Below are 26,292 nucleotides of genomic sequence, written 5' to 3'. Positions count from 1 at the left end.
ACGGTGCCCCGGTCCGAGGTCCTGTTCATCGGTGGACGCTCCGGTGTGGGCAAGTCCACGGCGGCCGAGGCACTGCACGACCTGCTCGTCGCGGCGGACGTCCGGCACTCGGTGATCGAGGGCGACCTGCTCGACCTCGCCCACCCGGCACCGCACGTCGAACACCCCGAGGCCCACCTGGCCGAGCAGAACCTCGCCACGATCTGGGCCGGCTACCGGGCGATCGGTCACCACCGACTCGTGTACACCAACACCGTGTCCGTGCTCGAACACGACCGACTCGCGGCGGCGATGGGCGACGACCCGCTGGTCAGCGTCGTCCTGCTCCGCGCGTCCGACGACACGACCGCCGACCGGCTCGCACGACGAGCGGGTGGTGCGGTCCCGCAGGCGCAGCTCGCGCACAGCACGCGGACGGCCGGGAGGCTCGACGCGGCCACCGCGGACACGGTCACCCGGGTGGGCACCGACGGCCAGAGCCCCGCCCAGGTGGCCGCACGGCTCGCGGCGGTCACGGGGTGGCTCGAGCGCTGATCTCTCCGCACGGCCTGTGCAGAGTGGCCAACCCGTCCACAGATGTCCCCGGGCGGTGGTCCGCTCAGTGGTGGGCGGGCACGCTGGAGCCATGAACGACAACCGCCTCGGCACCTCGGTCAGCCCGTACCTGCGTCTGCACGCCGACAACCCGGTCGACTGGCGCGAGTGGGGTTCCGAAGCCTTCGCCGAAGCGCGCGAGCGCGGGGTCCCGGTGCTGGTGTCCGTCGGGTACGCCACGTGCCACTGGTGCCACGTCATGGCGCGCGAGAGCTTCGCCGACCCGGAGATCGGCGAGCTGCTCCGGCGGGACTTCGTGTCGGTGAAGGTCGACCGCGAAGAACGGCCGGACGTCGACGCAAGCCTGATGGCTTCGGCGAGTGCGTTCACGCAGCAGCTCGGCTGGCCGCTGACGACGTTCCTGACGCCGGACGGGCACGTCTTCTTCGCGGGGACGTACTTCCCGCCCACTCCCGTCGGGCAGGTCCCGGCGTTCCGGCAGATCCTGGCCGCGGTGCTCGATGCCTGGACCGAGCGTCGGCACGAGGTCGACGCGAACGCCTCGGCCATCGCGACGGCGATCCGGCAGGGTGCCGTGGCGGACGCGACCGCCCGCTCGGGCGAGGGCGGTGCCGGCGCCGACCCGGGCCTCCCGTCCGTCGACGCCATCCGGGCCGTCACGGACCAGCTGTCCCAGGCCGAGGACACCACCTACGGCGGATTCGGCGGCGCGCCGAAGTTCCCGAGCACGCCGTTGCTCGAGTTCCTCGCCGACGCGGCGGCCGACGGCGACGCCGAGGCCGACGGGCTGCTCGAGCGGTCGTTGCACGCGATCCGCGCGTCCGAGCTGACCGACGCCGACGGCGGCGTCTTCCGGTACGCCACCAAGCGCGACTGGAGCGTGCCGCACTACGAACGGATGCTCTACGACAACGCGGGGCTGCTCGCGGTCGCGGGGGCCGAGCAGGCGCGCGGCATCGCCGATTTCCTCCGGGACACGCTGCGGCGCGCCGACGGGGCGTTCGTCGCCGCGCAGGACAGCGAGTCGACCATCGACGGCCGTCGGGTCGAGGGCGAGTGGTACCACCGGCCGATCGCCGAGCGCGCCCAGCTCGACCCACCACCGCTGGACGACCAGGTGCTCACGGGCTGGAACGGCCTGGCGATCCGGGGGCTCGCGATCGCCGGCGCACGGCACGGCGATCCGGAACTCGTCGCGCTCGCGCGGGGCGCGGCCGACGCGGTCCTCGCCGCCCACGTGCAGGACGGCCACGTGGCGGTGCGGTCCAGCACACCGCGCGGGGTGTCCTCCGCCCCGGCCACCGTCGAGGACGTCGGACTGCTCGCCGAAGGGCTGCTCGAACTGGCCCTGGTGACGGGCGAGGTCTCCTACGCGACCGTCGCACGCTCGCTCGTCGACGACGGCCTGGCCGGGCGCTTCGACGTCGACCCGGTGCTGGCCGCTGCAGGGACCGCCACGGGCGAACAACCGCAGACCGCGATGCGGTCCGGCACCGTGGCGCTGGCATCGGCCGCCGCGACGCTCGGGGCGCTGACGGGCGACGAGGCACTGCGGAGCGCGGCGGCACGACTCGTCGCCGACCGCGCCCGCACCGGGACCGAGCGACCCCTCGGTCACGCGGATGCCCTCGGAGTCGCCCTGGCCCTGCAACGGCCGTCGCGTGAGATCGTCGTCGTCACGAGCGGCACCGACGACCCGATGCGAGCCGTGGCACACCGTGCTCGGCGCCCCGGCACGGTCGTCGCCACCACGACGCCGGAGCAGGCACGCGGCTGGGCCGAGGCGGGCTTCTCGGTGTTCGAGGGACGCGACGTGCTCGAGCCTGCCGCGTACGTCTGCCACGACCAGGTGTGCGAACTGCCGACCCGGTCGGCGGACGCCCTGGCCCAGCAGATCGCCTGACGCACCAGCCGCCCGGCGCGCCTGTATCCTGGAATGCTCATGTCTTCTCCGCTGCCCGTCATCACGTACCCGCCCGAACTGCCGGTCTCGCAGCGGCGGGACGACATCGCGGCCGCCATCCGTGACAACCAGGTGGTCATCGTCGCCGGGGCCACGGGCTCCGGCAAGACGACGCAGCTGCCGAAGATCTGCCTCGAGCTCGGTCGTGAGCACATCGGGCACACCCAGCCCCGCCGGATCGCGGCGCGGACCATCGCCGAACGCGTGGCGGAAGAACTGGGCGGCGGAGAGCTCGGCGGGCTCGTCGGCTACCAGGTCCGGTTCACCGACAAGGTCAGCTCCGAGACCCGCGTGAAGCTGATGACCGACGGCATCCTGCTGAACGAGATCCACTTCGACCGCGACCTCAAGCGGTACGACACGATCATCATCGACGAGGCGCACGAGCGGTCCCTGACGATCGACTTCCTGCTGGGCTACCTGAAGCGACTGCTCCCCCGCCGCCCCGACCTGAAGCTCATCATCACGAGTGCGACGATCGACCCGGAGTCGTTCTCGAAGCACTTCGACGACGCCCCCATCATCGAGGTGTCCGGCCGCACCTACCCGGTCGAGATCCGGTACCGTCCCCTCGTCGCCGAAGACCAGGACGACGACGCCGACGACGAGTCGGACTCCCGCACCGGTGACAGCGGCAACGCAGCCGACGACCGCGACACCCTGCAGGGCATCACCGACGCCCTCGACGAGCTGGCGCAGGAGGACCCGGGCGACGTGCTCGTGTTCCTGTCCGGCGAGAACGAGATCCGCGACGCGCAGGACGCGATCGAGGGCAAGCGCTACCCCGGCACCGAGGTCCTGCCGCTGTACGGCCGCCTGTCCGCCGCCGACCAGCACCGGGTCTTCGAACGCCGGCACACCCCGGGCATCCGCCGTCGTGTCGTCCTCGCCACGAACGTCGCCGAGACCTCGCTGACCGTGCCCGGCATCAAGTACGTGATCGACACGGGGACGGCGCGCATCTCGCGGTACTCCCCGCGGGCCAAGGTGCAGCGCCTGCCGATCGAGGCGATCTCGCAGGCCAGCGCCAGTCAGCGCTCCGGTCGAGCGGGCCGTACGAGTGCCGGCATCGCGATCCGGCTCTACTCCGAGGACGACTTCGGCCGACGTCCCGAGTACACCGACCCCGAGATCCTCCGCACGAACCTCGCCGCGGTGATCCTGCAGATGATCTCGCTCGGCTTCGGGGACATCGAGTCGTTCCCGTTCCTGCAGCCGCCGGACAGCCGCGGGGTGAAGGACGGCCTCGACCTGCTCCGCGAACTCCGTGCCGTCGACAAGGACGGCCGCATCACGAAGTCCGGGCGACAGCTGACCCGGCTGCCGATCGACCCCCGGCTCGGTCGCATGGTGCTCGAGGCGGGGCGGCAGGGTGTCGGACGTGAGGTCATCGCGATCGTCAGCGCCCTGAGCATCCAGGACCCCCGCGAGCGCCCCCTCGAGAAGCGCGCGCACGCCGACCAGTTGCACGCCCGGTTCGCCGACCCCACGAGCGACTTCCTGACCCTGCTGAACCTCTGGAACCACATCGAGGACCAGCAGGAGGAACTGTCGTCGAGCGCGTTCCGCCGGCTGTGCAAGGCCGAGTTCCTGAACTACCTGCGCATCCGCGAGTGGCAGGACCTGTACCGGCAGCTCTCCCGTGCGGCGAAGCAGGTCGACGTCCGAGTCGGGCAGTCCCGTTCCGACGACGGTGACGCCGTGCACCGTGCACTGCTCGCCGGACTCCTCAGCCAGATCGGCCTGCGGGACCGCGAGAAGCGCGACTACCTGGGCTCGCGGAACACCCGGTTCGTGGTGTTCCCGGGCAGCGTGCTCGCGAAGAAGCAGCCCGACGCCGTGATGGCCGCCGAGCTCGTCGAGACGAGCCGGCTGTTCGCCCGGACCGTCGGCCGGATCGACCCCGCCTGGGTGGAGCCACTCGCCGGTGACCTGCTCAAGCGCACCTACGGCGAGCCGCACTGGGAGAAGAAGCAGGGGGCGGTCGTCGCCTACGAGCGGGTGACCCTGTTCGGCGTGCCGATCGTGCAGCGTCGCCGCGTGCAGTACTCGCGGATCGACCCGGAACACTCCCGTGAACTCTTCATCCGGCACGCCCTGGTCGAGGGCGAGTGGGAGTCGCAGCAGGCCTTCGACCGCGCCAACCGGAAGCTCCGCAAGGAACTCGAGCAGCTCGAGGAACGCACCCGCCGCCGGGACATCCTGCTCGACGACGAGAACGTCTACGAGTTCTACGACGCCCGCATCCCGGCCGACGTCGCCACGACCCGCGACTTCGAGGGGTGGTGGCGGACGACCCGCCGTGAGCAGCCGGACCTGCTCACGATGCGCCGCTCGGACCTGCTGGACGAATCAGCGGCCGAGGCCGCCGAGGACGACGTCGAGTACCCGACCCAGTGGCGGAGCGGCGACCAGCGTCTCGCCATCCAGTACCGCTTCGAACCCGGCGCACAGGACGACGGGGTCAGCGTGCAGGTCCCCCTCGCGCTCCTGCCGCGGATGCGTGAAGAGGGCTTCGACTGGCAGGTGCGCGGCCTCCGCAAGGAACTCGTCACCGCGCTCATCAAGTCGCTGCCGAAGCAGATCCGCAAGAACGTCGTGCCCGCTGCCGACTGGGCCGAGAAGATCGTCGCCGAGCTGCCCGACGACGCCCCGACCGAGCCGACGGAGTCGTTCCGCGCCACCCTCGCCAAGGCGATCCAGCGCATGACCTACGTGCCGGTCTCCGAGTCCGACTTCGACCTGTCCCGCGTCCCCGCGCACCTGCTGCCGACGTGGGCCGTGGTCGACGAGCGTGGTCGCCGGGTCGAGACCGGCAAGGACCTGTCGGTCCTGCAGACCAAGCTCAAGGACCGGACCCAGCAGAGCGTCGCCTCCGCCACGGCGAAGGGCGCGGGACGGACCGGAGGCGCGGCTCGCGTCGCATCCGCCGGTACCGGTCGTCCGCTGGAACATTCCGGACTCACCGCGTGGCCCGACCAGGACCTGCCGCAGACCCTCGACACCAAGCAGGCCGGAGGCGTCATCCGCGCGTACCCGTCCCTGGTCGAGGAAGGCACCGGCCCGAAGGCGACCGTGGGCGTGCAGCTGCTGGCCACCCCGTCCGACCGCGTCGTCCGGATGCCCGCCGGGGTCCGCCGTCTGGTGATGCACGCGGTGCCGTCGCCCGTGTCGTACATCCAGTCGCACCTGACCGCGCAGGAGAAGCTCGCGCTCGCCGCCAGCCCCTACCCGTCGACCGCCGCGCTGTTCGACGACGTGCTGGCCGCCGTGGTCGACGCCGGCATCCGTCGTGCCCACCCGGACGGCCTCGTCTTCACGAAGGCCGAGTTCGAGTCGGTCCGCGATGCCGTGTCGGCCTCGGTCGTCGACACGATGTTCACCGCGGTGTCCGAGGTCGCGGCCGTCCTGGCAGCACAGCGCTCCGCCGAACGAGCACTCAAGCAGGCGAACTCGATGTCGCTGCTCGCCGCCCTCAGCGACATGCGGCAGCAGATGGAGCGCCTGGTGTTCCCGGGGTTCGTCGCCGTCGCGGGGCTCGACCGACTGCGCCGCATCCGCGTGTACCTGCAGGGCATCGAGGCGCGCGTGCAGAAGCTGCTGCAGAACCCCGGACGCGACGCGACCTGGATGCGCGAGGTCACCGTGGCGACCGACCGCTACACCGATGCCGGTGGCACCTTCCCGCCCGCGGTCGGCGCGCACCCCGAGCTCGTGCACGCGCGGTGGATGCTCGAGGAGTTCCGGCTGAGCCTGTTCGCGCAGGAACTCGGGACCGCCGAGACCGTCTCGTTGCAGCGGATCACGAAGGCTCTGACCGCCGCGCGCTGACGGGTCTACCGTGTCGGCCATGATCGGCACACTCGACGTCGTCGTCCTGGACTGCCCGGACACCCGCACCCTCGCCCGCTTCTACGCCGAACTGCTCGGTGGGGAGATCGTCGGCTTCGACGAGGACTGGGCGGAACTCGCCCTCCCGTTCACCGACCACCGTCCGATCCTGGCGTTCCAGCAGGTCGACGACTACCGGGCGCCGGACTGGCCGGGGCAGACGGTCCCGCAGCAGAGCCACCTCGACGTGAAGGTCGACGACCTCGACGACGGCGAGGCAGCGGTGCTCGCGATCGGTGCGACGGCGACGGGGTCGGGCACGGAGACGTTCCGCGTCTACCTCGACCCCGCAGGGCACCCGTTCTGCCTCATCCGGCCGTCGGACTGACCGGTTCGGTCGCCAGACCCTCGACCACGGTCACGTTCGGCAGCGCGGTGAGTGCGGCGCCGGGCAGGAACAGCTTGGCGGCGCGACGACCGGCACCGATGACGACCTCCGGGGCGTCGAGGACGCGCGCGTCGATGTAGAGCGGCCACGAGGACGGCAGCCCGATCGGGGTGATGCCGCCGTACTCCATGCCGGTCAGCTCGACCGCTTCGTCCATCGGGGCGAAGCTCGCCTTGCGGACGTCGAGCAGCTGCTTCACGACCCGGTTGACGTCGAGCTTGGTCGATGCGAGGACGACGCAGGCGGCGTAGCGGATCTCGTCACCGCGCTTCCCCGCGACGACGATGCAGTTCGCGCCGCCGGCCAGCGGGTAGCCGTACGCCTCCGAGAACGCGGCGATGTCGGCCAGGTCGGCGTCGATCGGGGCCCCCTCGATCTTCGCGACGACCTCGGCCGGCAACGCGACGAGGGCTTCGGCGACGGGGATCGCGAGGAATCCGGTGGCGACCAGGGCGGGAACACGTTCGAGCGTCGGCATGGCTCCACCGTAGGGAAGCGATCCCGCACGAGGCTGGAGCCATGACCGAAGTCCGGGCGATCGACGTCGACCAGTGGCCCCGCCGGGAGCACTTCGAGCACTACCGGCACCGCGTGCCGTGCGCGTACGAGGTGACCGTCGAACTCGACGTCACGGCTTTCGTCGAGCGCGTCCGAGCGACCGGCCGTCGAACCTACGCGTCGCAGCTCTGGGCGATCGCGACCGTGGTGAACCGGCACGACGAGTTCCGGATGCAGCTGCTCGACGACGGTTCCCCCGCCGTGTGGGACCGTGTCCACCCGATGTTCACCGTGTTCCACCCGGACACCGAGACGTTCTCCGCCCTCGTCGTGCCGTACGACGACGACTTCGGCGCCTTCCACGACGCTGCGGTGTCGACGATCGAGCGGTACCGCGACGACACCCGGATGTTCCCGCAGGACGACCGACCCAGCAACGTGTTCGACGTCTCGACCCTGCCGGGAGCGTCGTTCACCGGCTTCTCGCTCCAGGTGCGCGACGGCTGGGACCACCTGCTGCCGATCATCACGCTCGGCGGGTACCGGACCGCTGCTGACCGGACGCTGCTGCCGCTGGCGCTGCACATCGACCACGCGGCTGCCGACGGCTTCCACACGACCCGGCTGCTGCGCGAGCTCGAGGAGCTGTTCGCCGACCCTGGCTGGCTCGGCTGACCTCAGGGCATCGGCCGGAGTAGGACGGCGCGCATGACGAACGCAGTGGTGCACGTCGAACTCATCGGCCCGACCCGGATCGGTTGCGGGCCTTCTACGCCGCGCTCTTCGACTGGGACTCCCCGGCGGGTGCCCCGGTCGCCGCAGCCGTCTCCGACCAGTCCTCGTACTCGTTCCTCGACCCGGTGCCGGGCGCCGGACCGGTCGCGGGCGGCATCGGCGGTGGCCCGATGGGTCCCCTGGACCTCGATCACGCGTGCCGTCGGTGTTCTGAGCACGTACGGCTCATCGCTCACCTCCCGATCTGGGGGTGAAGGCGGCTTCCAGAATGGCGTGAGCCCCCAGTACTGTCCTCTTGAACGTCCCTCATTTCAGGAGAGTAAGCATGTCTGGTCCGTACGCCCCGGGTACGCCGTCTCCATTCCCCATGCAGCCACAATCCCCGCGGTCGCATCCGGCGAAGGGCCTCGCTACGGCGGCACTGGTGTTGGGCATCATCTCCGTGGTTCTGTCGTTCGTTCCAGTCGTTCTGCATCTCGGCTTCGTGCTGGGCGTACTCGCGTTGGTCTTCGGAATCTTGGCGCTAGCTCGCCGAGTCAGAGCCGGAGTGACGGGGACAGTCCTGGGTGGAATCGGGGTGGTGCTCTCGCTCGTGTTCGGCACCGTCTACGGTCTCACCGCGTTCAGCTCTGCGCCTTCTGCTGTACAGGCGACGAGCGCCGCCGATGCGACCGACGACGCTGCAGACAGCGCGCAGGTCGAGGTTCCCGATGTGGTGGGCAAGACCATCGAGGACGGAGCCGCTGCATTGACAGATGCGGGCTTTGTCCCGGAAACGAGCGACGCCGACTCATCCGCGGGGATCGCCAGCCAGTCTCCTGCCGCAGGTCAACGAGTAGCGAAAGGCTCGACAGTCCGACTGACGCCGGCGGAAACGGATGGTTCCAGCGCCAATTCCCCCGCCCCTGTCGGCACGAAGTTCCAAATGACCAGCACGAACCGTCTCGATGACACTGAGACTGACTACACACAGTGGATCGACGGGTACAACGACAACTACACCTCCGCGAACGAGTACGAGCAACCTGACGCGAACATGAAGTACGTGGTGCTCACGGTGCACGTCACGGCGTCAACTGCCGGGGTCGACGCGAGTTCTGCAGCATATGACGTCGCTCTGGCGGCAACCGACGGTGCTGTGTACGACTCGACGTACCTCAGCGACGTAGAGGAGATGCCGAGCGTGACGCTCGGTGCTGGTCAGAGCGCGACCGGCAAGGTCGTGTTCGAGGTCCCCAATACCTTCCACGGCGGAATCGCATCGTTCGGTGACGGGAGCGTCTTCGTGAAGACGAACTGACCACTCTCGCTCCACACGACGCGTGTTCCGGGGCGCCGAACCACGAAGAACGCCTCGGCCCCCGTGACGCCCGAGACGTCCTCGGACCGCATCTCCTACGCTGACCCCATGACGTCGCAGTCGGAGTCCTCGGCCCGCAAACGCATCGGCCTCGTCGGCGCGGGCGGTATCTCCGTCGCCCACCTGCCCGGGCTGCTCCGCCTGGGTGACGTGGTGGTGCACGCTCGCGAGGGCGCCCACGAACTCGTCGCCGCCTTCACCGACACCGCCCGGGCCGAGGGCAGCACGATCACCGTCGCCGACAGTCTCGACGACCTCCTCGCCGGGGTCGACGTCGTCGACGTGGTGGTCCCGACGCACGCGCACGCCGAGGTCGTCCGTGCGGCGATCGCGGCCGGCAAGGACGTCGTCTCCGAGAAACCCCTGGCCCGGACCGACGCGGACGCGGCGGACCTGGCGGCGCGCGCTGCGGACGCGGGCGTGCAGCTCTACCCGGCCCAGGTGGTGCGCTGGTTCCCTGCGTACGCGCGCCTGCACGAGGCCGCGACCACGGGCCTCCTGGGCGACCTGGCGGTGTTGCGGTTCTCGCGGTCGGGCGCCTTTCCCACCCACGTCCCCTGGTTCGGCGACCGCGCGCTGTCGGGTGGGATCGTGATGGACCAGATGATCCACGACCTCGACATCGCGCGCTGGGTGGCAGGCGAGGTGACCCGGGTGTCGGCGGTGAGCGTCCGCGCGGGTTCCGAGGCCGAGCCGGTCGAAGCGGCGCACGTCCTGCTCACGCACGAGTCGGGCGCGATCAGCCACGTCGCCGGGCTGTGGGGGCCGCAGCACCTCGCCTTCACGACCGAGTACTCGGTGACGGGGACGCTCGGCAGCCTGTCGCACTCGTCCCGGGCAGAGGAGGACACCCGCAGCGACCTCGCGGCACCGGCCTCCGTGGACGGTTTCCTGCCGACGGTCGACCCGGCGGACGACCCGTTCGCGCTGGAGCTCGCCGACTTCCTCGCCGCGTTCGACGGTGGTGCACCGCCCCGGGTGACCGTGGACGACGGCGTCGCTGCGGTGCGGATCGCGAACGCGGCGATCGCCTCGATCGAGTCCGGCCAGCCGGTGGAGGTGTCGCGGTGACGCTCCGGGTCGGGGTGCTCTCCTTCGCCCACACGCACGCCATCAGCTATCTCGGTGCCCTGGCGGCGATGCCCGACGTCGAGGTGCGCGGGACGGACCCGGACGGGCTGTCGACGGGCGCGGTGTCGACGGGGACGGAGCTCGGCGACCTGCGCGGAGCCGAACTGGCACGCGCGCTCGGCGCCGGGTACGCGGACTCCGTCGACGAGCTGCTCGACTGGGGGCCGGACGCGGTGATCGTCACGAGCGAGAACGCGCGGCACCGCGAGTACGTCGAGCTCGCGGCGGCAGCCGGGGCGCACGTGCTCTGCGAGAAGCCGCTCGCGACGTCGTGGCAGGACGGCCTCGCCATCCGCGATGCGGTGGACCGCGCCGGGGTGCTGCTGATGATGGCCTTCCTGGTGCGCTTCGCCTCAGCGTTCGACCGGTTGCGTGCGACGCGGGACTCGGGCGCACTCGGCACGGTGTTCTCGGTGCGGGGCGCGAACAACGGCATGCTCCCGCTCGCCCGCGACTGGTTCACCGACGTCCGACTGAGCGGCGGCGGCGCCCTCGTCGACCACGTCGTGCACGTCGCCGACCTGATCGACGGACTGACCGGAGCGGCACCGGTGTCCGTCACCGCCGTCGCGAACCGGGTGCTGCACGCCGACCGCGCGAACGCCGAGACCGCGGGCTTGGTGACCATCACGTACGACGACGGCACGATCGCGGCGATCGACTGCTCGTGGAGCCGCCCGGACACGTCGCCGGTGTGGGGTGGGCTGACGCTCGACGTCGCCGGGACCGGTGGCACGGTGTCGGTGGACTTCTTCGGCGCGGCTGCTCGCGGGCTCGACGCGGTCGGGGGCCGGCCGATCGAACTCCGGTACGGACCCGACCACGACCTGCCGATGCTCCGGACGTTCCTGGCGGCGGTGCGGGCCGGGGAGCAGCCGCAGCCGGACGTCGGGGTCGGGCTGCGGACGCTGTCGATCGTGCTGGCGGCGCAGGAGTCGGTGCGGACGGGCAGGACGGTGCCGGTGCAGGTCGCGGACTGAGCACCGCCGGCGCGCTACGCTCGTCCCGATGCGCGCAACCGTGCGGGACGTGGCCGCCCTCGCCGGGGTGTCCCCGAAGACCGTCTCCAACGTCGTCAACGGCGGCGTGGTCGTGCGCCCGGAGACCCGCGAACGCGTCGAGCGCGCAGTCGCCGAGCTCGACTACGTGCCGAACCTGTCCGCCCGCGGGCTCCGGAACGGCCGCTCCGGAGCGATCGCGCTGACGCTGCCGGAGATGGGCAGCGCGTACTCCGCCGAACTCGCCCAGTCCTTCGTGGAACTCGCCCGCGAACGCGGCTGGGTCGTGCAGCTCGAGCAGACCGGCAACGACCCGGCCCGCGAACGCGAACTGGTCTCCCGTGCCCGCGCGCACCTGGTGGACGGGCTGATCCTCAACCCGGTGTCGCTCAGCGCGAGCGTCCTGGCCTCGACCGAGGGGCTGCCGCCGACCGTCGTCATCGGCGAGGTCGAGCCCGAGCACGTCGACCAGGTGCACGTCGACAGCCGCGCGGCGGCCGAGCAGGTCACCGAACACCTCATCGCCCACCGGCACCGGCGCATCGCGGTCGTCGGGGCGTCACCCGAGGGCGCCGCGACGGCGACGAGCGAGCTCCGCGAACGCGGCTACACCGCCGCGCTCACCGCAGCCGGCATCACGCCCGACCCGTCGCTCCGAGTCCCGCTGCCGGCGTGGACCACGAGTTCCGCGGCGACGACCTTCGCGGCCTGGCTGGACGAGCACGCCCTGCCCGACGCCGTCTTCGCCTTCACCGACTCGATCGCGTTCGGGGTGCTGCACGTCCTGGCCGCCCGCGGCGTCCGCGTGCCCGAGCAGGTCAGCGTCATCGGGTTCGACGACGTCGACGCGGCCGCGTACGCGATCCCGTCGCTCAGCACGGTGTCGTTCGACCGTCGGGCCTTCGCGACGGCGGCACTCGACCTGCTGACCCGGCGGATCGCGGACCGCGGTGCCGCGCCGGAGACCGTCGTCGTTCCGCACCGGATCGTCGAGCGGGCGAGCGTCGGCGACCGCCCGCGCTGACGTCGACGCCGTTCCGCGCTGACCGACACCGCACGCGGTCGCACGCCCGTGGGGTGTCGCTCAGTGCGAACGACCGCCGGAGCGGGAGCCGCTGCCGGACTGCCGCCGCCGTCTGACCGTCAGGCGTACGCTCCGCCGCATGACCAGCGAAGACGCCTCGATGCCGACACTCGCCGCGACCGTCCTGCAGTCCCCCGAGCCGGTCGCCCTCGGCCGGTTCTACGGTGCCCTGACCGGGTGGACCGTCCACGAGGACGGGCCCACCTGGGTGCGCGTGCGCCCCGACGAGGGTCCAGGCCTGTCCGTGCAGTACGAACCGGCCTACGTCGCCCCGGTCTGGCCCGGCACCGAGGATGCCCCGGGCATGCAGCTGCACCTCGACTTCCAGGTCGAGGACCTGCCTGCTGCGGTCGCGCGCGCCGAGCAGCTCGGTGCCCGGCAGGCCGCGTTCCAGCCACAGGACGACGTCCGGGTACTGCTCGACCCGGACGGCCACCCGTTCTGCCTGTTCCTGCCCGGGGCGTGACGCGCTGCCCCTGCTGCCGCCGCTGCCGCGCAGTCGCGCTGACCGACACCGCACGCGGTCGCGCGCCCGTGGGGTGTCACTCAGTGCGAACGACCGCCGGAGCGGGAGCCGCCGCCCTCACCCGGGTCCGCCGCCGCCAGCACCGCCGACCGCGTCCGCGCATCACCGAGGATCCGGAAGTGCCCACCCACCGGCAGCCGCACGTTCGTCGCCCCCTGGAGCGCACTGCCCTCGGGGATGAGCGTGTCGAACACCCCGTACACCGACGTGATCCGCGCGTTCGCGTCGAGTTCCCGCGCGAGCCCCGCCAGCACCGGGTCGGCCGCCCGGAACGCCCGCAGGTGCGGCACCGGCGCGAGCCGCGCGTAGACCGAGCCCGCGAAGGGCGTCGACACCGCGACCATCCGGTCGATCCGCTCGTGCTGGTCGAGCTGCGTCATCGCGTACTTGCCGATCAGTCCGCCCTTGCTGTGTGCGAGCACGAGCACGTTCCGCAGGTCCTGGTCCTCCAGGTACGCGATCACCTCGCGCGCCGAGTCGGGCACGGGCCGCAGGTTGTGGCGCAGGACGGGCAGCACGTGCACCGGGTGTCCCCGATCGTGGAGCGCGTCCATCAGCGGCCGCATGAAGTGCCAGGTCTCGTAGACGCCGGGGACCACGACGACGGGCTGCCCGGTGCCGTTCCGGTAGTCGTCCGCGGTGGTCGGGCCGAGGCTCCGGACCTGCCACCTCGCCGCGTACCCCCAGTCGAGTGCGGCCCACCACGCACGTCGCACCAGCGGGACACGGCCTGGAGGCCCGGATCGCCCCGTCCGCGCCGCATCCGTCCCCGACGTGGCCGGCCGGGTCATCGCAGCCCCTCCAGGCGCTCGGCGCCGCGGAACGACTCGAGCAGGCGCGCGAAGGCGTCCGGCTGCCGTTCCTGCACGTGGTGCGGGCCGGCCAGTTCCGCGAAGGTGCCGTCCGGCGCGGCGGCCGCGACCCGAACCGACCAGTCGTGCCGCGCGATCGGGTCCTGGCTGCCGCGGACGACGAGGACGGGCTGCGTCACCTCGGTGATCGTCTGCTCGGTCGGGTAGCGGAGCATCGGCCGGAGTTCACGCGTGTACTGCCGCATGCTCCGCAGGTAGTCGGTGACCAGGACGCCGTTCATCCGGAGCCCCTCGACGAAGCCGTCGCGGCCCAGGTCGAGCGCCTGCAGCGGGAGCGACCGCCGTTCCGCGTTGATCACCGGACCGACGAGCACGATCGCCGCGACGGTCTCCGGGTGGCGCCGGGCGGACTCGACCACGACCTGGGCCCCCATCGACTGCCCGACGAGCACCAGGTCGCCGTCGACCAGGTGGCGGACCGCCCGCACGACCACGTCGCCGAGCTCCTCGATGGGCAGCCGTCGACCGGCCGCGGGCAGCCAGCCGAACCCCGGCAGGTCGACGCTGATCGTGCGGTGCTCGGCGGCGACGGCGCGCTGCGACCGGGCGAAGGACCGGTGGGACATCCCGATGCCGTGGACGAACACGACGGTGGGGTCGGTGTCGTCGCGGACCGGCTCTCGCGCTGCCATGGTGTGCAGGCGCACGGGCAACCCGTCGATCCGGACGGTCTCCACAGCAGCGCGCACGAGCCGAGGCTACGCGGCGGTTCGCAGCACCGGGTCAGCCTCGTCATCGGCCGCACACAGCCGGGCCGTGTGCACTCCTGGCATGAGCGACACCACTCCCACCAACGGCCACGAACCGGACGGCTCCGACCGGGTGAACCGGGCGACGGCTCCGACCGGCTGGGGCGCCGCCCCGTCCCCGACGTCGACCTCCACGCTCGACGCCCCCGCGCCGCAACAGCAGCAGCAGCAGCAGCAGCAGCCGTACCGCCCGGACGCCGACGCCAGGAACCCGGGCGCCTGGGACTCCACCGCCCCGAACGGCGCCACCCCCTGGTACGGCGCCGGCGCCGGCGCTGCGACCACCCGCCGCAGCACCGGCCCGAAGCCCCCGTGGTTCTGGCCGCTCCTCGCCGCGATCGTCGGGCTCGCCGCGCTGCTCGTCGGCGGAGGCGTCGGATTCGCCATCGGCCACGCGATCGGTGCGGACCGGACGCAGTCGACCACGCAGGTGCCCGACACGAACCGGTTCCCGGGCAACGGCACCGGGCAGGCCCCCGGGTACGGCTCCGGCAGCAGCGACGGGAGCACCAGCGACGGAACGAGCGACGGCAGCAGCAGCGACGGCTCCGGCAGCTGACCGACGGGTACGATCCGTCCCATGCGGAAGACCACTGCCGGTCTGTTCACGTCGGTCGACGGCGTCGTGCAGGACCCCTACGAGTTCCAGTACGACAGCTTCGACGACGAGCTCGGTGCGGCGATGGGCGCCTGGATGGCCCGGACCGACACCGTGCTGCTCGGCCGGAAAAGCTACCTGGAGTGGTCCGAGTGGTGGCCCGCCCACGCCGACGACCCCTTCGGACAGTGGATCAACCCGATCGAGAAGCACGTTGCCTCCACCACGCTCGGCGACGACCTGACCTGGCAGAACAGCACGCGGATCCCGGGCGACGTCCCCGCGTTCGTCCGCGGACTGCAACAGCGCGATGGGGCGGACATCGCCGTGTGCGGCAGTGTCACGCTCGTCCGCAGCCTGCTGTTCGCCGGGGTCCTCGACGAACTGCAGCTCATGATCCACCCGGCGATCGCCGGCCGTGGCCGACGACTGTTCGAACCGACCGACCCGCCCACGCGGCTGCGTCTGGTCGACAGCACCGTGACGAGCAAGGGGAACGTGCTGAACACCTACGGGCGGCTCGACGCCTGACGGACGCACCACGGGCCTCCCGGCCCCACCCGTCATGCGCCCCGGCGAACCGCGCGTACCCTCGTGGGTGACCATCCGCACCCGAGGAACACCGGAGCAAGCATGACCCAGGACACCCGCCCGCACGTCGTCATCGTCGGCGGTGGATTCGCCGGTGTGGCCGCCATGCGGGAGCTCGCCGATGCGCCGGTCCGGGTGACCCTGGTCGACCGCCACGTCTACAACATGTTCCAGCCCCTGATGTACCAGGTGGCGACGGGTGGCTTGAACGCCGGCGACGTGACGTACTTCCTGCGCTCGCTCCGTGCCCGCCAGTCGAACGCCGAGTTCCGTCACGGCCTGCTGACCGGCATCCGCACCGACGAGCGCATCGCCGAGATGTCCGACGGCGAGCACCTGCACTACGACTACCTGATCCTCGCCAACGGCGTGAACACGAGCTACTTCGGCACGCCCGGTGCGTACGAGTACGCGTACTCGATGTACTCCCGCTCGCAGGCGCTCCGCATCCGCGACGAGCTGTTCACCCGGCTCGAAGAAGCGGCGGCGAACCAGGGCCCCGACGAGATCCGCATCGTCATCGTCGGTGGTGGTGCGACCGGCGTCGAGATGGCCGGCGCGCTCGCCGAGCTCCGCGACCAGGCACTCGTCGGCGCGTACCCGGAGATCGAACGCGGCAACATCTCCATCACGCTCGTGCACCGCAGCGGCGAGCTGCTCAAGCCGTTCGCCCCGCGCCTGCGCCGGTACGCCGCCAAGGTGCTCCGGAAGCGCGGTGTCGTGCTGCGGCTGGGCACCGGCGTCTCCGAGGTCAAGCCCGACGGCGTGATGACCGCTGACGGCGAGTTCATCCCCGCGTCGCAGGTGATCTGGGCGACCGGTGTCGCCGCCCACAAGGAGGTCTCCAGCTGGGGCCTGCCGCAGACCCACGGTGGCCGCATCCAGGTGAACGACGACCTGAGCGTGAAGGGCGCCGAGCGGATCTTCTCCGCCGGCGACATCGCCGCGCAGGACGACGCCCTCGCCCAGCTCGCCCAGCCCGCGCTGCAGGGCGGCCGGCACTCGGCGCGGCAGATCGTGCGCCTGCTCGAGGGCAAGGCCACCGAGCGCTTCAAGTACTTCGACAAGGGCACGATGGCGACGATCGGCACGAACGCCGCGGTCGCCCAGCTGCGCGGCGGGATCACGATGGTCGGCCCGGTCGCCTGGCTGGCCTGGGTGTTCGTGCACATCACGAGCCTCCTCGGCGCCGGCAACCGGATGTCGACCCTGACGCACTTCTTCGTGCGCTACGTGTGGTTCATGCGGAAGCGCTCGATCCCGATCGTCGGCGACGTGCGCCCGGTGCGGCCGAACGGCGACCGCGAGCCGGACCCCTGGCAGCTGCAGAAGGCCGAGTAGCCGCGCGCGTTTCCATTTCGTGAGCAGGAACGGTCGCGTCCGCACGTCGGACCCGACCATTCCTGCTCACGGTGTGCGTGCGGTGGACGCGGGGCGTGACCGCCTGGAGGCGCGGTGCGGGCCGGCCCCGGGCCTCCCGGCCGGCGCGTGGTGCGCGGGGCTGGCGCCGACGCCTGGCCGGGACCGCGTGGCCGGCCGGCTGACGCGGAACGACCATGTCGCCGTCGTCCGACAGCGACATGGTCGTTGCGCGCGCTTCGCAACAGCGCGCGCGTGCAACGAACGACGTGGTCGACTTCGTCCGACGTCGACGCTGTCGTACGACGTCAGCCGGCCGGCGCCACCCGGACGTCGAAGTACGCGCCGGCGGCGATGTCCTCGAGGAGCCCCGGGCCGGTCGGCTGCCAGTCGAGCAGTTCCCGTGTGGCATCGGAAGTGGCGGACATGTCGATGCCGAAGAACGACGCCATGAACCCGAAGTGCGCTGGCGCGTCGGCGGGGTCGATCGAGGTGACGGGGAGCCCGAGACCCTCGCCGATGGCCTCGGCGATCGCCCGTGTGGGGATGCCGGTCTCCGCCACGGCGTGCATCCGCGTGCCCGCCGGTGCCTGCTCGAGGCCGAGCCGCACGAGCCGGGCGGCATCGGTCACGTGCACGGCGGCCCAGCGATTCGTGCCCTCGCCGATGTACGCGGAGACCCCGTGCTGCCGGGCGGTGGCGACGATGTACGCGACGAAGCCGTGGTCTCCCGTGCCGTGCGTGGTCGGGCTGAAGCGTGCTGCGACGGCGCGGACGCCCTGCTCGACGAAGTCGAAGCCGCGGTTCTCGCCGCCACCGCGCGGAGCGTCCGGACCGACGAAGGGGTTGGGGTCGGCCTCGGTGGCGGGACGGCCGGAGGCGAGCCCGGCCACCCCGGCGGCGAACACGAACGGACGATCGCTGCCGGCGAGCGCACCGCCGATCGTCTCGATCGATGCGCGTTCGGCGGCGTCGGACACCGCCGGGTTCGCGAAGTCGTGCTTGTTGGCGAGGTGCAGGACGCCCTCGGACTCCGCGGCACCACGGTGGATCACGTCCAGGTCGTCGAGGTCGCCGCGGAGCACCTCGACGCCCTTCGCCGCGAGAGCCGCGGCCGAGGCGTCGGAGCGGGCGAGCCCCGTGACGACGTGCCCGGCGGCGAGCAGGTCGTCGACGGTGTGTGAGCCGATCCAGCCGGAGGCCCCGGTGACGAACACGTGCATGAGCGTTTCCTTCCGCAGTGTCCACGACCCGATGTCATGAACTGACATCACCGTAGCACTCGATGTCAGCCACTGTCATCAGTAGACTGCGGGCATGGTTCGTTGGCAACCCGGCACCCGCGCGCGGCTCCAGGCGGTCGCCCTGCAGCTGTTCACCGAGCAGGGGTACGACCGCACGACGGTGGCCGAGATCGCGGCGGCGGCCGAGGTCACCGAGCGCACGTTCTTCCGGCACTTCGCCGACAAGCCCGAGGTGCTGTTCGCGGGACAGGACGGGTTCCTCGCCATGTTCGTCGACCCGATCACCGCCGCCCCCCAGGGCACCGCGCCGTTCGACCTGATCCGCCTCGCGCTGGACGCCAGCGCCGACTTCTTCCCCGAGGATCGTCGAGCGTGGTCCCGTGCGCGCCAGCAGGTCATCGACGCGAACGCGGCCCTCGGCGAGCGGGAACTCGGCAAGCTCGCCACCCTGAAGGCCCGCCTCGGCGAGGTCCTGCGTGAGCGAGGGGTGCCGGAGCCGGTCGCGACGATGGCCGCCGAGGCCGCGGTCACCGTGTTCCACCTGTCGTTCGCCCAGTGGATCGCACCGGACGAGGACCGCCCCTTCGCCGCGATCGCCCACGAGCGACTCGACGCCCTGACGAGTCTGGTGCACCCCGCTCGTTGAGACTCCTCTTACCCGCGAGGAGGACCCTGGTCGGCGACACGCAACCGAGCAGCGCGGGGAGGGACCATGGCGACGACCACGCTGACCCACGCGCCGACGCAGGCGCAGCCACAGCACCGCACGGCCGCCCCGGAGCACTCCGGGGCGAGGACGCAGCAGGCGCCCCCGCCCCCGCTGACACACCGCGCACCCGCGCTCGACGGACTCCGGACCCTCGCCATCCTGGTCGTCGTCCTGTACCACCTGCACGTGCCGCAGTTCGAGGGCGGCTTCATCGGTGTGACGGTGTTCTTCGTGCTGTCCGGCTTCCTCATCACGACGCTGCTGCTCGGCGAACGGCGTCGCACCGGGCGGGTGCGCCTCGGCTCGTTCTGGGTGAAGCGACTGCTCCGCCTGTACCCGGCACTGCTCGCGTTCGTCGTCGTCGGGCTCCTGCTCTGGAACTGGGTCGGTGACTACAAGGGCGCTTCGCTGCAGTCGGGCGAAGCGGCGTTCATCGCGCTGACCTACACGGGCAACCTGTTCCGCGCCTTCTGGGACACCTCGCAGGGCGTCTTCGCGCACACGTGGAGCCTGTCGATGGAGGAGCAGTTCTACCTGGTCTGGCCGCCGGTGCTGGTCCTGCTCGCCGCACTCCGGGTCCGTCGCCGCTGGCTCCTGACGGGGCTCGGGGCCCTGGTCGTCGGGGCGTCGGCGGCGTCGTGGGCGAGCTACCGCAGCCCGAGCGGCGGTGCCACGCCCGACGTCTACTTCTCGCCCGTGCTCGGGGTCGTGCCGCTGGCGACCGGCTGTGCACTGGCCCTGCTGCTCGACGACGAACGGGTGCGCGTGCGGGCCGCCGGGATCCTCGGGCACGTGGCGACCTGGCTCGGTCTCGTGCTGCTGGTCGGAGTGCTGCTCTGGATCGACGACGACTGGACGCGGCACGCGTCGACGTTCGGCATCGTGCTGCCGCTGACCGGGCTGATCGCAGCGGTGACGATCGGTGGGCTCGTCTCGGTCCGCTCCCCGGTGTCGGCCGCCCTGGCCTGGACGCCGGTGTCGTGGTTCGGCCGCCGGGTCTCGTACTCGGCGTACCTCTGGCACCCGCTGGTGATCGCCCTGCTCGGCACCTTCGCGATCGGCCCGTGGGGCACGGTCGGCCTGGTCGGCGCGGTGGTGATCGTGTCGATCGGTGCCGCGTACGCCGTCGAGGTCCCCGTCGAGCGGTTCCGCGCACGGGTCCGAGCGGGTCGCCGGGCAGCAGGCCCGCGCAGCACATCGAGTGAGCAGAAGACGTCGAGTACGGCCCGCTGACCCGACGTCTTCTGCTCGCTGAACGCCGCGGTGAACGGTCACCGTAGGCTCGCCGACGTGCCCATCGAACGCGTCGACGTCCTCGTCGTCGGCGGCGGCCCCGTCGGGCTGTTCCTGGCGGCACTCCTCGCGGCGCGGGGCGTCGACGTCCGCGTGTGGGAACGCCGGGCCGAGCCGCCGACCGGTTCGCGGGCCATCGGCATCCACCCGCCGTCCCTCGACGCGTTCGCCGCGATCGGCCTGGACACCGCGGTGCTCGCCGAGGCGTCACTGGTGCACGCCGGCGTGGCCCGGAGCCGCGGTCGGACCATCGGCACCCTGCGCTTCGACCGGGCATCACCGACCCATCCGTACGTGGCCACCCTCGACCAGCACCGTACCGAGTCCCTGCTCCGGGACCGGCTCCGGGCCAGCGCACCGAGCGCCCTGCGGACCGGGACCACCCTGACCGCGCTGTCCCGGCAGGCCGACCACGTCGACGCCGTCGGGACCGGACAGGACGGCGGCACCGTGACGCTCCGCGCAGCCTTCGTCGTCGGTGCCGATGGTGCGCGGAGCGCCGTCCGCGACCTGCTCGGCATCGGGACGACCGGGCGCGAGTACCCGGACCGCTACGTGATGGGTGACTTCGCCGACCCCGAGGCGCCGTCGGCACGGTCCGCCGCGCTGGTCGACGTCGGCCCGGACGGCGTCGTCGAGTCCTTCCCGCTGCCGGGCGCACGGCGCCGGTACGTCGCCCTGGTGCCGGACGACGACGCGTTCGCGTCGGCCGAGGGCAGCTGGACGAGCACGCCCGACGCCTCGGTCGTCGTACGCCTGGCCGCGCTCGTCGCCGAACGGACCGGGGTCGTCCCCGACCCCGCGAGCTGCTCGATGACCAGCGGCTTCCGGGTGCGCCGCCGCACTGCCGAGCGCGTCGGCGTCGGCCGGGTCGTGCTCGTCGGGGATGCCGCCCACGAGATCAGTCCGATCGGCGGGCAGGGCATGAACCTCGGGTGGCTCGACGCTGCCGAGCTGGCGCCCCTGCTGGCGGGCGCGGTCCACACCGGCGTCGCCGGTCCGTGGCCGGGCTACGCCGCCCGCCGCCAGGCAGCCGCCCGCCGCGCGGCACGGCAGGCCGAGGTGAACATGGCACTGGGCCGTCCGCTCGGCCCCGTCACGGCGACCGGCCGGGAGGCGCTGCTCCGGACCGCCCTGTCGCTGCCGACCGCGCACGGCCTGGCTCGGCTCTACGCGATGCGCTGGGCCTGACGGCCCGCGTTCTGCGCAGTCGCGGCGCGCGGTCGGGGCGATCGGGCGGTCGCGCGGTCGCGCCGTGTGTTCCGCGTCGTCAGGCGACGAGTCGCGCGCCTGCGAAGCCGAGCTCGACGACGAGCACGAGGGACGACGCGATGACCAGCCGGAACAGGGTGCGTGATGCGCGTCCCGCGAGCACCAACCGGACGCCGACGACGGCGAGCACCGCCACCACGACGGCTCCGAGGACCGCGAGCACGATCCCGGGCCCCTGCACGGGGTCGTCGCCGAGCACCTGTCCGCCGAGCACCAGGGCGGCCGCGACGACGAGCGAGGCGAACGCGACGATCCCCGCGCCGCGGAGCCCGAGGCGGTGCGGGAAGCCCCGCACTCCGGTGGCGTCGTCGTCGACCAGGTCGGGCAGCACGTTGGTGCAGTGGATCGCGATGCCGAAGACGGCCCCCGTGGCGATCGCCCACCACGCCGGCCACTGCCCCTCCGGCCCGGCCGCGACGGACACGACGGGCAGCAGCCCGAAGGCGACGACGAACGGCGCCACCGACCACACCGAACGCTTCAGCCCGGCGTCGTAGGCCCACCCGGCGGCGACCAGCACGAGGTGCGCGACCGCGGCGACCGGCCCCAGGAACAGCGAGAGCACCACGGCGATCCCGGCGGTGGCGTACGCCGCGGCGCGGACGGTGCCGACAGCGATGAGGCCGCGGGCCACGGGCTTGTCGCTCCGCCCGACGGCTCGGTCGCGGTCCGCGTCGATCCAGTCGTTCGCCAGGCCGATGGACAGCTGCCCGGCGACGACCGTCAGCGCCACCAGCACCACGAGCCACACGGGGTGCCCCACGGCGGCGGCGATCACCGCGGCGAGGACGGTCACGGTGACCGTGGGCCCCGGGTGCGACGACGCGAAGAGCAGTCGTGCGGTCGACGGGGTGCGGCTGGCGGTCACCCGGTCAGCGTACGGATCGCTCCTGCGCGGTCGTGCCGCCGGTCACGGGACCGCGGGCACCTGGACGCCGAAGCGGTCGACGAGCTCGCGCTTGAGCACCTTGCCGCTCGGGCCGAGCGGCAGCGCGTCGAGGACGTGCACCACCCGGGGGTACTTGTACGCGGCGATCTCGGCGGCGACGAAGTCGACCAGGACCTGCGGCTCGACGGACGCGCCGGAGCGCAGGACCACCGCTGCCTCGATCTCCTGCCCGTGGACCGCGTGCGGCACGCCGAACACCGCGGCCATCGCGACGTCGGGGTGGGTGGCGAGGACCTCCTCGACCTGCCGCGGGTACACGTTGTAGCCGTTGCGGATGATCATGTCCTTGGTGCGGTCGACGATCGTCAGGTACCCGTCGTCGTCCTTCGTGCCCAGGTCACCGGTGCGGAACCACCCGTCGACGATGGCCTCGGCGGTGTCCTCGGGCCGGTCGAGGTACCCGTTCATCAGGTTGTGGCCCCGGATCACGAGCTCGCCGATCTCGCCGCGCGGCAGCATGACGATCGCGTCGCGGACCTCGGGGTCGGCGATCTCGACGTCGATGCCCCAGACCGCCGTGCCGATGGTGCCGGGCCGCGGCGGTCGCCCGACGTGGTTGAAGGTGGCAACCGGCGAGGTCTCGGTCAGCCCGTACCCCTCGTGGATCGGCGCGTCGAAGACCTGCTGGAACCGCTCGAGCACCGCGAGCGGCAGCGAGGCCCCGCCGGAGATCGCGTACCGGAGCGTCGGACGGGCCTCGGACCGGGTCGCGGCGTCGAGCAGCGCCATGTACATCGTCGGGACGCCCATGAAGATGCCGCAGCCGTGCTCGACCATCGCGGCGAGCGCCGTGTCACCGTCGAACTTCGGCAGCATGACGAGCGTCGCGCCGGTCCGGAACCCGGTGTTCATCGTGCAGGTCTGCCCGAACGTGTGGAACAGCGGCAGGGCGCCGAGCAGGACGTCCCCGCGGTGCATGTCGAACGTGGTCATCAGGTTGGTGTTGACCTGTTCGAGCAGCGCGAAGTGCGAGCCCTCGGCACCCTTGGGCTGGCCGGTGGTGCCGCTCGTGTACAGGATCGTCGCGGTGTCGAACGGGTGCCGCGGCACGTAGGTGTCGAGCGGTTCGCTCTGCGCGGCCAGGGCCTCGAGCCGGTCGGGGCCGGCCGCGGACCCGTCGTCCGTCGTCGCCGGTGCGAGCACGGTCACGACGTCGACCCCGGCGAGCTCGGCACCGGCGGCGCCTTCGCCGAGCAGCGGGGCGGCACAGACGAGCAGGGTCGCGCCGCTGTCGCGCAGGACGTACTCGATCTCGCGGCGCTTCAGCAGCGCGTGCACGGGCACGGCCACCGCGCCGAGGGCCAGGGTGGCGTAGTAGACGCGGGGGAAGTCCGCGACGTTCGGCACGAGCATCGCCACCTTCGACCCCTCGGTCACGCCCCGTGCCCGGAGTGCCCCTGCGTAGGCCAGGGTCTGCGCCCACAGCTCGGCGTAGGTGGTGCGGACGTCGCCCACGATGACGGCGACGTCGTCCGGGTACCGTGCCGCGGACTCGGCGAGGATCGCCGCGACCGACGCGGTCGCGCGGGTGGTGTGGGTGTCGTGCATGCCGGTCTCCGTCTTCCTCGACGACCTCGTCGTCGTCACCGCCGATCCTACGGCTGGACCCGCCGGACCGGTCAGGCAGGCTCGAGCCTCCGGACCGGTCAGGCAGGCCCGAACCGGCGGACCACTCAGGCAGGCTCGGCCCGGGGCGCCGGTCAGGCGGCGGACGCCGTGGGTTCGCGCCGCCGGATGAGCACCCCGGACGCCAGGGCGATCCCGAGCAGGACGACGAGTCCGCCGACGGGCTCGTTCCACCGCACCCGCTCCCCCAGCACGAGCACCCCGAGCGCCACCCCGACCACCGGCGTCAGGTACGTGACGGTGGAGGCGCGGCCGGCACCCCACGCCTGCACGAGCCGCGTGTTCCAGGCGTAGGCCAGCCCCGTGCCGACGCAACCGAGCGCGATCATCGCGGCCACGATCCTCCCGTCCAGCTGCACCGGACCGGTCGCGATGACGGGCGCGACCAGCAGGAGCATCCCGGAGGCCAGCGTCAGCTGGACCGTCGCCAGCGTGACCGGGTCGTACGCGCTCGCCACGGCCACCCGGCGCAGGTAGGCGAGCCCGACGCCGTAGGAAGCGGTCATGCCGAGCAGTGCGACCTGCCCCGGCACGCTCGCCAGTACCTCCGGGTCGGTCAGGACGTCCCACGGGCCGACCAGCACGAGCACCCCGACGATGCCGAGCACGATCCCGAGCACCTGTCGTCCGCGGAGCCGTTCGGACGGCACGAGCACCGCGAGCGCGGCCAGCGTCATGATCGGCGTGGTCGCGTTGTAGATGCTCGCAAGCCCGGACGGCACCGTCTGCTCGGCCCACGCCATCAGCGACGACGGGACCGCGTTGAGGAACACCGCGACGACCGCCAGGTGCGCCCAGGTCCGCGGCTCCCGTGGCCACCGGCGCCGGGTCGCCAGGAGCACCACGACGAGCGTCGCCCCGCCGAGCACGGTCCGCACGGTGGCGACCTGCTGCGGGGCGAGTCCGTCGAGGCCGATCTTCGCGAAGAGGAAGCTCGAACCCCAGGTCAGTGCGACGAGGGCGTAGAGGAGGGCGTTCACGAGGTACAGTCTCGGCAGATGCGCGGCATGTGGCGAACGCATGTCGCTCATGGACACATGAGGAGGACGCATGACCGTGTCGGTCCAGCAACTGCGCGCGTTCGTCGCCACGCTCGACGCCGGGTCCTTCACCGCGGCGGCCGCCGCGCTGGGCGTCGGCCAGTCCGCGGTGTCCCACGCCGTCGCCGGGCTCGAACGCGAGGTCGGCGGCCCCGTGGTGCGCCGTGGCACGGTCGCCGCCGCCACACCGCTCGGCGACCGCCTGCTGGCCCACGCCCGGAGCGTGCTCGCCTCGGTCGAAGCCCTGGAGGCGGTGGTCCGGCCCGCCACGGCGCGCGGCACCGTGCGCCTCGCCGCCGTCCCCACCGTCTGCCAGGGCCTGCTGCCGCGGCTCCGTGAGCTGTGGACCGTGACCCTGCCGGACGTCGACGTGCAGGTCTACGAGGGGGACGACGACGAGATGCCGGAGTGGCTCGAGGCCGGCACGGTCGACGCCGCCGTGCTCGTCGACCCCTCGCCGGTGCCCGACGGTGGCGTGGTCGTGGCGCGGGACGAGATGGCCGCCGTGATCCGCCGCGACCACCCCCTCGCCGAACTGCCCGCACTCACCCTCGACGACCTGCACGAGGACGGTCTGGTGGCGGGCGGCGGCGGCTGCGAGTACCAGATCCAGAAGCTGCACGAGCTCGACGGCCGCCCGTTCCGCTACGCCCACCGGGTGCGGGAGATGAGCACGATGTTCGGGATGATCCAGCGGGGCGAGGGCGTGTCGATCGTGCCGACCCTGGGCCGCGGGATGCTGCCGCCCGACCTCGTGATGATCCCGATGGCCCGGCGGCTCGAACGGACCCTGGTGCTGAGCGGTCCGTCGTCCCGTGCGTGGCACCCGCTGGCTCGGGCCCTGGTGGACGCGGTCTGAGA

25 protein-coding genes are annotated in these 26,292 nt (G+C 72.1%); 18 read left to right on the top strand and 7 right to left on the bottom strand.

Features of this window, described 5'->3' with window-relative positions; genetic code table 11:
* The first annotated feature begins 3 nt into the window (after positions 1-3).
* The 4 genes from Q9R26_RS00885 to Q9R26_RS00870 all read left to right on the top strand — a co-directional run bounded on the left by Q9R26_RS00885 (position 4) and on the right by Q9R26_RS00870 (position 6,737).
* Positions 4-534, top strand: coding sequence for an AAA family ATPase (locus Q9R26_RS00885; RefSeq protein WP_311226293.1), 531 nt, complete (start codon positions 4-6; stop codon positions 532-534).
* Between the two features lie 91 nt (positions 535-625).
* Positions 626-2,458 (top strand): DUF255 domain-containing protein, encoded by a 1,833-nt coding sequence (locus Q9R26_RS00880; protein WP_311226292.1) that lies wholly within the window; start codon positions 626-628, stop codon positions 2,456-2,458.
* Positions 2,459-2,497: 39 nt separating this feature from the next.
* The gene (hrpA, locus tag Q9R26_RS00875) at positions 2,498-6,349 is read left to right on the top strand and encodes an ATP-dependent RNA helicase HrpA (protein WP_311226291.1); all 3,852 of its coding nucleotides are present in this window, start codon (positions 2,498-2,500) and stop codon (positions 6,347-6,349) included.
* 19 nt (positions 6,350-6,368) lie between these two features.
* Positions 6,369-6,737 carry a VOC family protein gene (locus Q9R26_RS00870; protein ID WP_182065123.1) on the top strand — a complete coding sequence of 123 codons (369 nt, stop codon included), beginning with the start codon at positions 6,369-6,371 and terminating at the stop codon, positions 6,735-6,737.
* Here the strand turns inward: Q9R26_RS00870 and Q9R26_RS00865 are convergent.
* Positions 6,718-7,275: a YbaK/EbsC family protein gene (locus Q9R26_RS00865; protein ID WP_311226290.1), complete on the bottom strand. Its 558-nt coding sequence runs from the start codon at positions 7,273-7,275 to the stop codon at positions 6,718-6,720. The genes Q9R26_RS00870 and Q9R26_RS00865 overlap by 20 nt on opposite strands.
* 41 nt (positions 7,276-7,316) lie before the next feature.
* On the opposite strand from Q9R26_RS00865, the gene Q9R26_RS00860 reads away from it, so the two are divergent.
* From Q9R26_RS00860 to Q9R26_RS00830, 7 genes are all read left to right on the top strand, one after another.
* Entirely contained in the window at positions 7,317-7,970 is a 654-nt protein-coding gene (locus tag Q9R26_RS00860) for a CatA-like O-acetyltransferase (protein ID WP_311226289.1), read from the top strand.
* Between the two features lie 83 nt (positions 7,971-8,053).
* Positions 8,054-8,284 carry a hypothetical protein gene (locus tag Q9R26_RS00855; RefSeq protein WP_311226288.1) on the top strand — a complete coding sequence of 77 codons (231 nt, stop codon included), beginning with the start codon at positions 8,054-8,056 and terminating at the stop codon, positions 8,282-8,284.
* Positions 8,285-8,454: 170 nt separating this feature from the next.
* On the top strand, positions 8,455-9,330 hold the full coding sequence (locus Q9R26_RS00850; RefSeq protein ID WP_311226287.1) for a PASTA domain-containing protein: 876 nt from the start codon (positions 8,455-8,457) through the stop codon (positions 9,328-9,330).
* 108 nt (positions 9,331-9,438) lie between these two features.
* Entirely contained in the window at positions 9,439-10,461 is a 1,023-nt protein-coding gene (locus Q9R26_RS00845) for a Gfo/Idh/MocA family oxidoreductase (protein WP_311226286.1), read from the top strand.
* Entirely contained in the window at positions 10,458-11,501 is a 1,044-nt protein-coding gene (locus Q9R26_RS00840) for a Gfo/Idh/MocA family oxidoreductase (RefSeq protein ID WP_311226285.1), read from the top strand. Before Q9R26_RS00845 ends, Q9R26_RS00840 begins: the two co-directional genes overlap by 4 nt.
* 28 nt (positions 11,502-11,529) lie before the next feature.
* Positions 11,530-12,543, top strand: coding sequence for a LacI family DNA-binding transcriptional regulator (locus tag Q9R26_RS00835; RefSeq protein ID WP_311226284.1), 1,014 nt, complete (start codon positions 11,530-11,532; stop codon positions 12,541-12,543).
* Positions 12,544-12,682: 139 nt separating this feature from the next.
* Positions 12,683-13,069: a VOC family protein gene (locus tag Q9R26_RS00830; protein WP_247737634.1), complete on the top strand. Its 387-nt coding sequence runs from the start codon at positions 12,683-12,685 to the stop codon at positions 13,067-13,069.
* Positions 13,070-13,149: 80 nt separating this feature from the next.
* On the opposite strand, the gene Q9R26_RS00825 is transcribed toward Q9R26_RS00830, so the two are convergent.
* Both Q9R26_RS00825 and Q9R26_RS00820 read right to left on the bottom strand, forming a co-directional pair.
* Entirely contained in the window at positions 13,150-13,845 is a 696-nt protein-coding gene (locus tag Q9R26_RS00825; protein ID WP_209134150.1) for a triacylglycerol lipase, read from the bottom strand.
* 71 nt (positions 13,846-13,916) lie between these two features.
* Complete coding sequence (locus Q9R26_RS00820) at positions 13,917-14,690, bottom strand: alpha/beta fold hydrolase (protein ID WP_259580189.1); 774 nt, start codon at positions 14,688-14,690, stop codon at positions 13,917-13,919.
* An 82-nt stretch (positions 14,691-14,772) separates the two neighbouring features.
* Between Q9R26_RS00820 and Q9R26_RS00815 the strand changes: the two genes are divergently transcribed.
* From Q9R26_RS00815 to Q9R26_RS00805, 3 genes are all read left to right on the top strand, one after another.
* Complete coding sequence (locus tag Q9R26_RS00815) at positions 14,773-15,309, top strand: hypothetical protein (RefSeq protein ID WP_311226283.1); 537 nt, start codon at positions 14,773-14,775, stop codon at positions 15,307-15,309.
* 21 nt (positions 15,310-15,330) lie between these two features.
* Positions 15,331-15,879, top strand: a complete 549-nt coding sequence (locus tag Q9R26_RS00810) for a dihydrofolate reductase family protein (protein WP_311226282.1) — start codon at positions 15,331-15,333, stop codon at positions 15,877-15,879.
* Positions 15,880-15,981: 102 nt separating this feature from the next.
* Positions 15,982-17,280: an NAD(P)/FAD-dependent oxidoreductase gene (locus Q9R26_RS00805; RefSeq protein WP_311226281.1), complete on the top strand. Its 1,299-nt coding sequence runs from the start codon at positions 15,982-15,984 to the stop codon at positions 17,278-17,280.
* Between the two features lie 326 nt (positions 17,281-17,606).
* On the opposite strand, the gene Q9R26_RS00800 is transcribed toward Q9R26_RS00805, so the two are convergent.
* Positions 17,607-18,521, bottom strand: coding sequence for an SDR family oxidoreductase (locus Q9R26_RS00800; RefSeq protein ID WP_311226280.1), 915 nt, complete (start codon positions 18,519-18,521; stop codon positions 17,607-17,609).
* Positions 18,522-18,615: 94 nt separating this feature from the next.
* Between Q9R26_RS00800 and Q9R26_RS00795 the strand changes: the two genes are divergently transcribed.
* From Q9R26_RS00795 to Q9R26_RS00785, 3 genes are all read left to right on the top strand, one after another.
* Positions 18,616-19,188, top strand: coding sequence for a TetR/AcrR family transcriptional regulator (locus Q9R26_RS00795; protein WP_209134158.1), 573 nt, complete (start codon positions 18,616-18,618; stop codon positions 19,186-19,188).
* Between the two features lie 66 nt (positions 19,189-19,254).
* Positions 19,255-20,484 (top strand): acyltransferase, encoded by a 1,230-nt coding sequence (locus Q9R26_RS00790; RefSeq protein WP_311226279.1) that lies wholly within the window; start codon positions 19,255-19,257, stop codon positions 20,482-20,484.
* A 57-nt stretch (positions 20,485-20,541) separates the two neighbouring features.
* The gene (locus Q9R26_RS00785; RefSeq protein ID WP_311226278.1) at positions 20,542-21,735 is read left to right on the top strand and encodes an NAD(P)/FAD-dependent oxidoreductase; all 1,194 of its coding nucleotides are present in this window, start codon (positions 20,542-20,544) and stop codon (positions 21,733-21,735) included.
* Positions 21,736-21,814: 79 nt separating this feature from the next.
* On the opposite strand, the gene Q9R26_RS00780 is transcribed toward Q9R26_RS00785, so the two are convergent.
* From Q9R26_RS00780 to Q9R26_RS00770, 3 genes are all read right to left on the bottom strand, one after another.
* The gene (locus Q9R26_RS00780; protein WP_182065133.1) at positions 21,815-22,684 is read right to left on the bottom strand and encodes a UbiA family prenyltransferase; all 870 of its coding nucleotides are present in this window, start codon (positions 22,682-22,684) and stop codon (positions 21,815-21,817) included.
* A gap of 42 nt (positions 22,685-22,726) precedes the next feature.
* Complete coding sequence (locus tag Q9R26_RS00775; RefSeq protein WP_182065177.1) at positions 22,727-24,313, bottom strand: long-chain fatty acid--CoA ligase; 1,587 nt, start codon at positions 24,311-24,313, stop codon at positions 22,727-22,729.
* Between the two features lie 152 nt (positions 24,314-24,465).
* Complete coding sequence (locus Q9R26_RS00770; protein ID WP_182065134.1) at positions 24,466-25,371, bottom strand: DMT family transporter; 906 nt, start codon at positions 25,369-25,371, stop codon at positions 24,466-24,468.
* A gap of 70 nt (positions 25,372-25,441) precedes the next feature.
* On the opposite strand from Q9R26_RS00770, the gene Q9R26_RS00765 reads away from it, so the two are divergent.
* Positions 25,442-26,290, top strand: coding sequence for a LysR family transcriptional regulator (locus Q9R26_RS00765; protein ID WP_182065135.1), 849 nt, complete (start codon positions 25,442-25,444; stop codon positions 26,288-26,290).
* The last annotated feature ends 2 nt before the right edge of the window (positions 26,291-26,292 follow it).

Origin of the sequence: Curtobacterium sp. BRB10 (genome assembly GCF_031844325.1) — a bacterium.
Taxonomy (GTDB): Bacteria; Actinomycetota; Actinomycetes; order Actinomycetales; family Microbacteriaceae; genus Curtobacterium; species Curtobacterium poinsettiae_A.
The sequence above is the reverse complement of the archived record's forward strand: the minus strand, read 5'-3'. Positions and strand labels throughout refer to the sequence as shown.

Bases quoted from the DNA above. Each gene is read 5' to 3' on its own strand.
- Q9R26_RS00880 (WP_311226292.1), top strand. From the start codon at position 626: ATGAACGACAACCGCCTCGGCACCTCGGTCAGCCCGTACCTGCGTCTG.
- hrpA (WP_311226291.1), top strand. From the start codon at position 2,498: ATGTCTTCTCCGCTGCCCGTCATCACGTACCCGCCCGAACTGCCGGTC.
- Q9R26_RS00870 (WP_182065123.1), top strand. From the start codon at position 6,369: ATGATCGGCACACTCGACGTCGTCGTCCTGGACTGCCCGGACACCCGC.
- Q9R26_RS00865 (WP_311226290.1), bottom strand. From the start codon at position 7,275: ATGCCGACGCTCGAACGTGTTCCCGCCCTGGTCGCCACCGGATTCCTC.
- Q9R26_RS00860 (WP_311226289.1), top strand. From the start codon at position 7,317: ATGACCGAAGTCCGGGCGATCGACGTCGACCAGTGGCCCCGCCGGGAG.
- Q9R26_RS00845 (WP_311226286.1), top strand. From the start codon at position 9,439: ATGACGTCGCAGTCGGAGTCCTCGGCCCGCAAACGCATCGGCCTCGTC.
- Q9R26_RS00835 (WP_311226284.1), top strand. From the start codon at position 11,530: ATGCGCGCAACCGTGCGGGACGTGGCCGCCCTCGCCGGGGTGTCCCCG.
- Q9R26_RS00830 (WP_247737634.1), top strand. From the start codon at position 12,683: ATGACCAGCGAAGACGCCTCGATGCCGACACTCGCCGCGACCGTCCTG.
- Q9R26_RS00815 (WP_311226283.1), top strand. From the start codon at position 14,773: ATGAGCGACACCACTCCCACCAACGGCCACGAACCGGACGGCTCCGAC.
- Q9R26_RS00810 (WP_311226282.1), top strand. From the start codon at position 15,331: ATGCGGAAGACCACTGCCGGTCTGTTCACGTCGGTCGACGGCGTCGTG.
- Q9R26_RS00805 (WP_311226281.1), top strand. From the start codon at position 15,982: ATGACCCAGGACACCCGCCCGCACGTCGTCATCGTCGGCGGTGGATTC.
- Q9R26_RS00800 (WP_311226280.1), bottom strand. From the start codon at position 18,521: ATGCACGTGTTCGTCACCGGGGCCTCCGGCTGGATCGGCTCACACACC.
- Q9R26_RS00795 (WP_209134158.1), top strand. From the start codon at position 18,616: ATGGTTCGTTGGCAACCCGGCACCCGCGCGCGGCTCCAGGCGGTCGCC.
- Q9R26_RS00790 (WP_311226279.1), top strand. From the start codon at position 19,255: ATGGCGACGACCACGCTGACCCACGCGCCGACGCAGGCGCAGCCACAG.
- Q9R26_RS00775 (WP_182065177.1), bottom strand. From the start codon at position 24,313: ATGCACGACACCCACACCACCCGCGCGACCGCGTCGGTCGCGGCGATC.
- Q9R26_RS00765 (WP_182065135.1), top strand. From the start codon at position 25,442: ATGACCGTGTCGGTCCAGCAACTGCGCGCGTTCGTCGCCACGCTCGAC.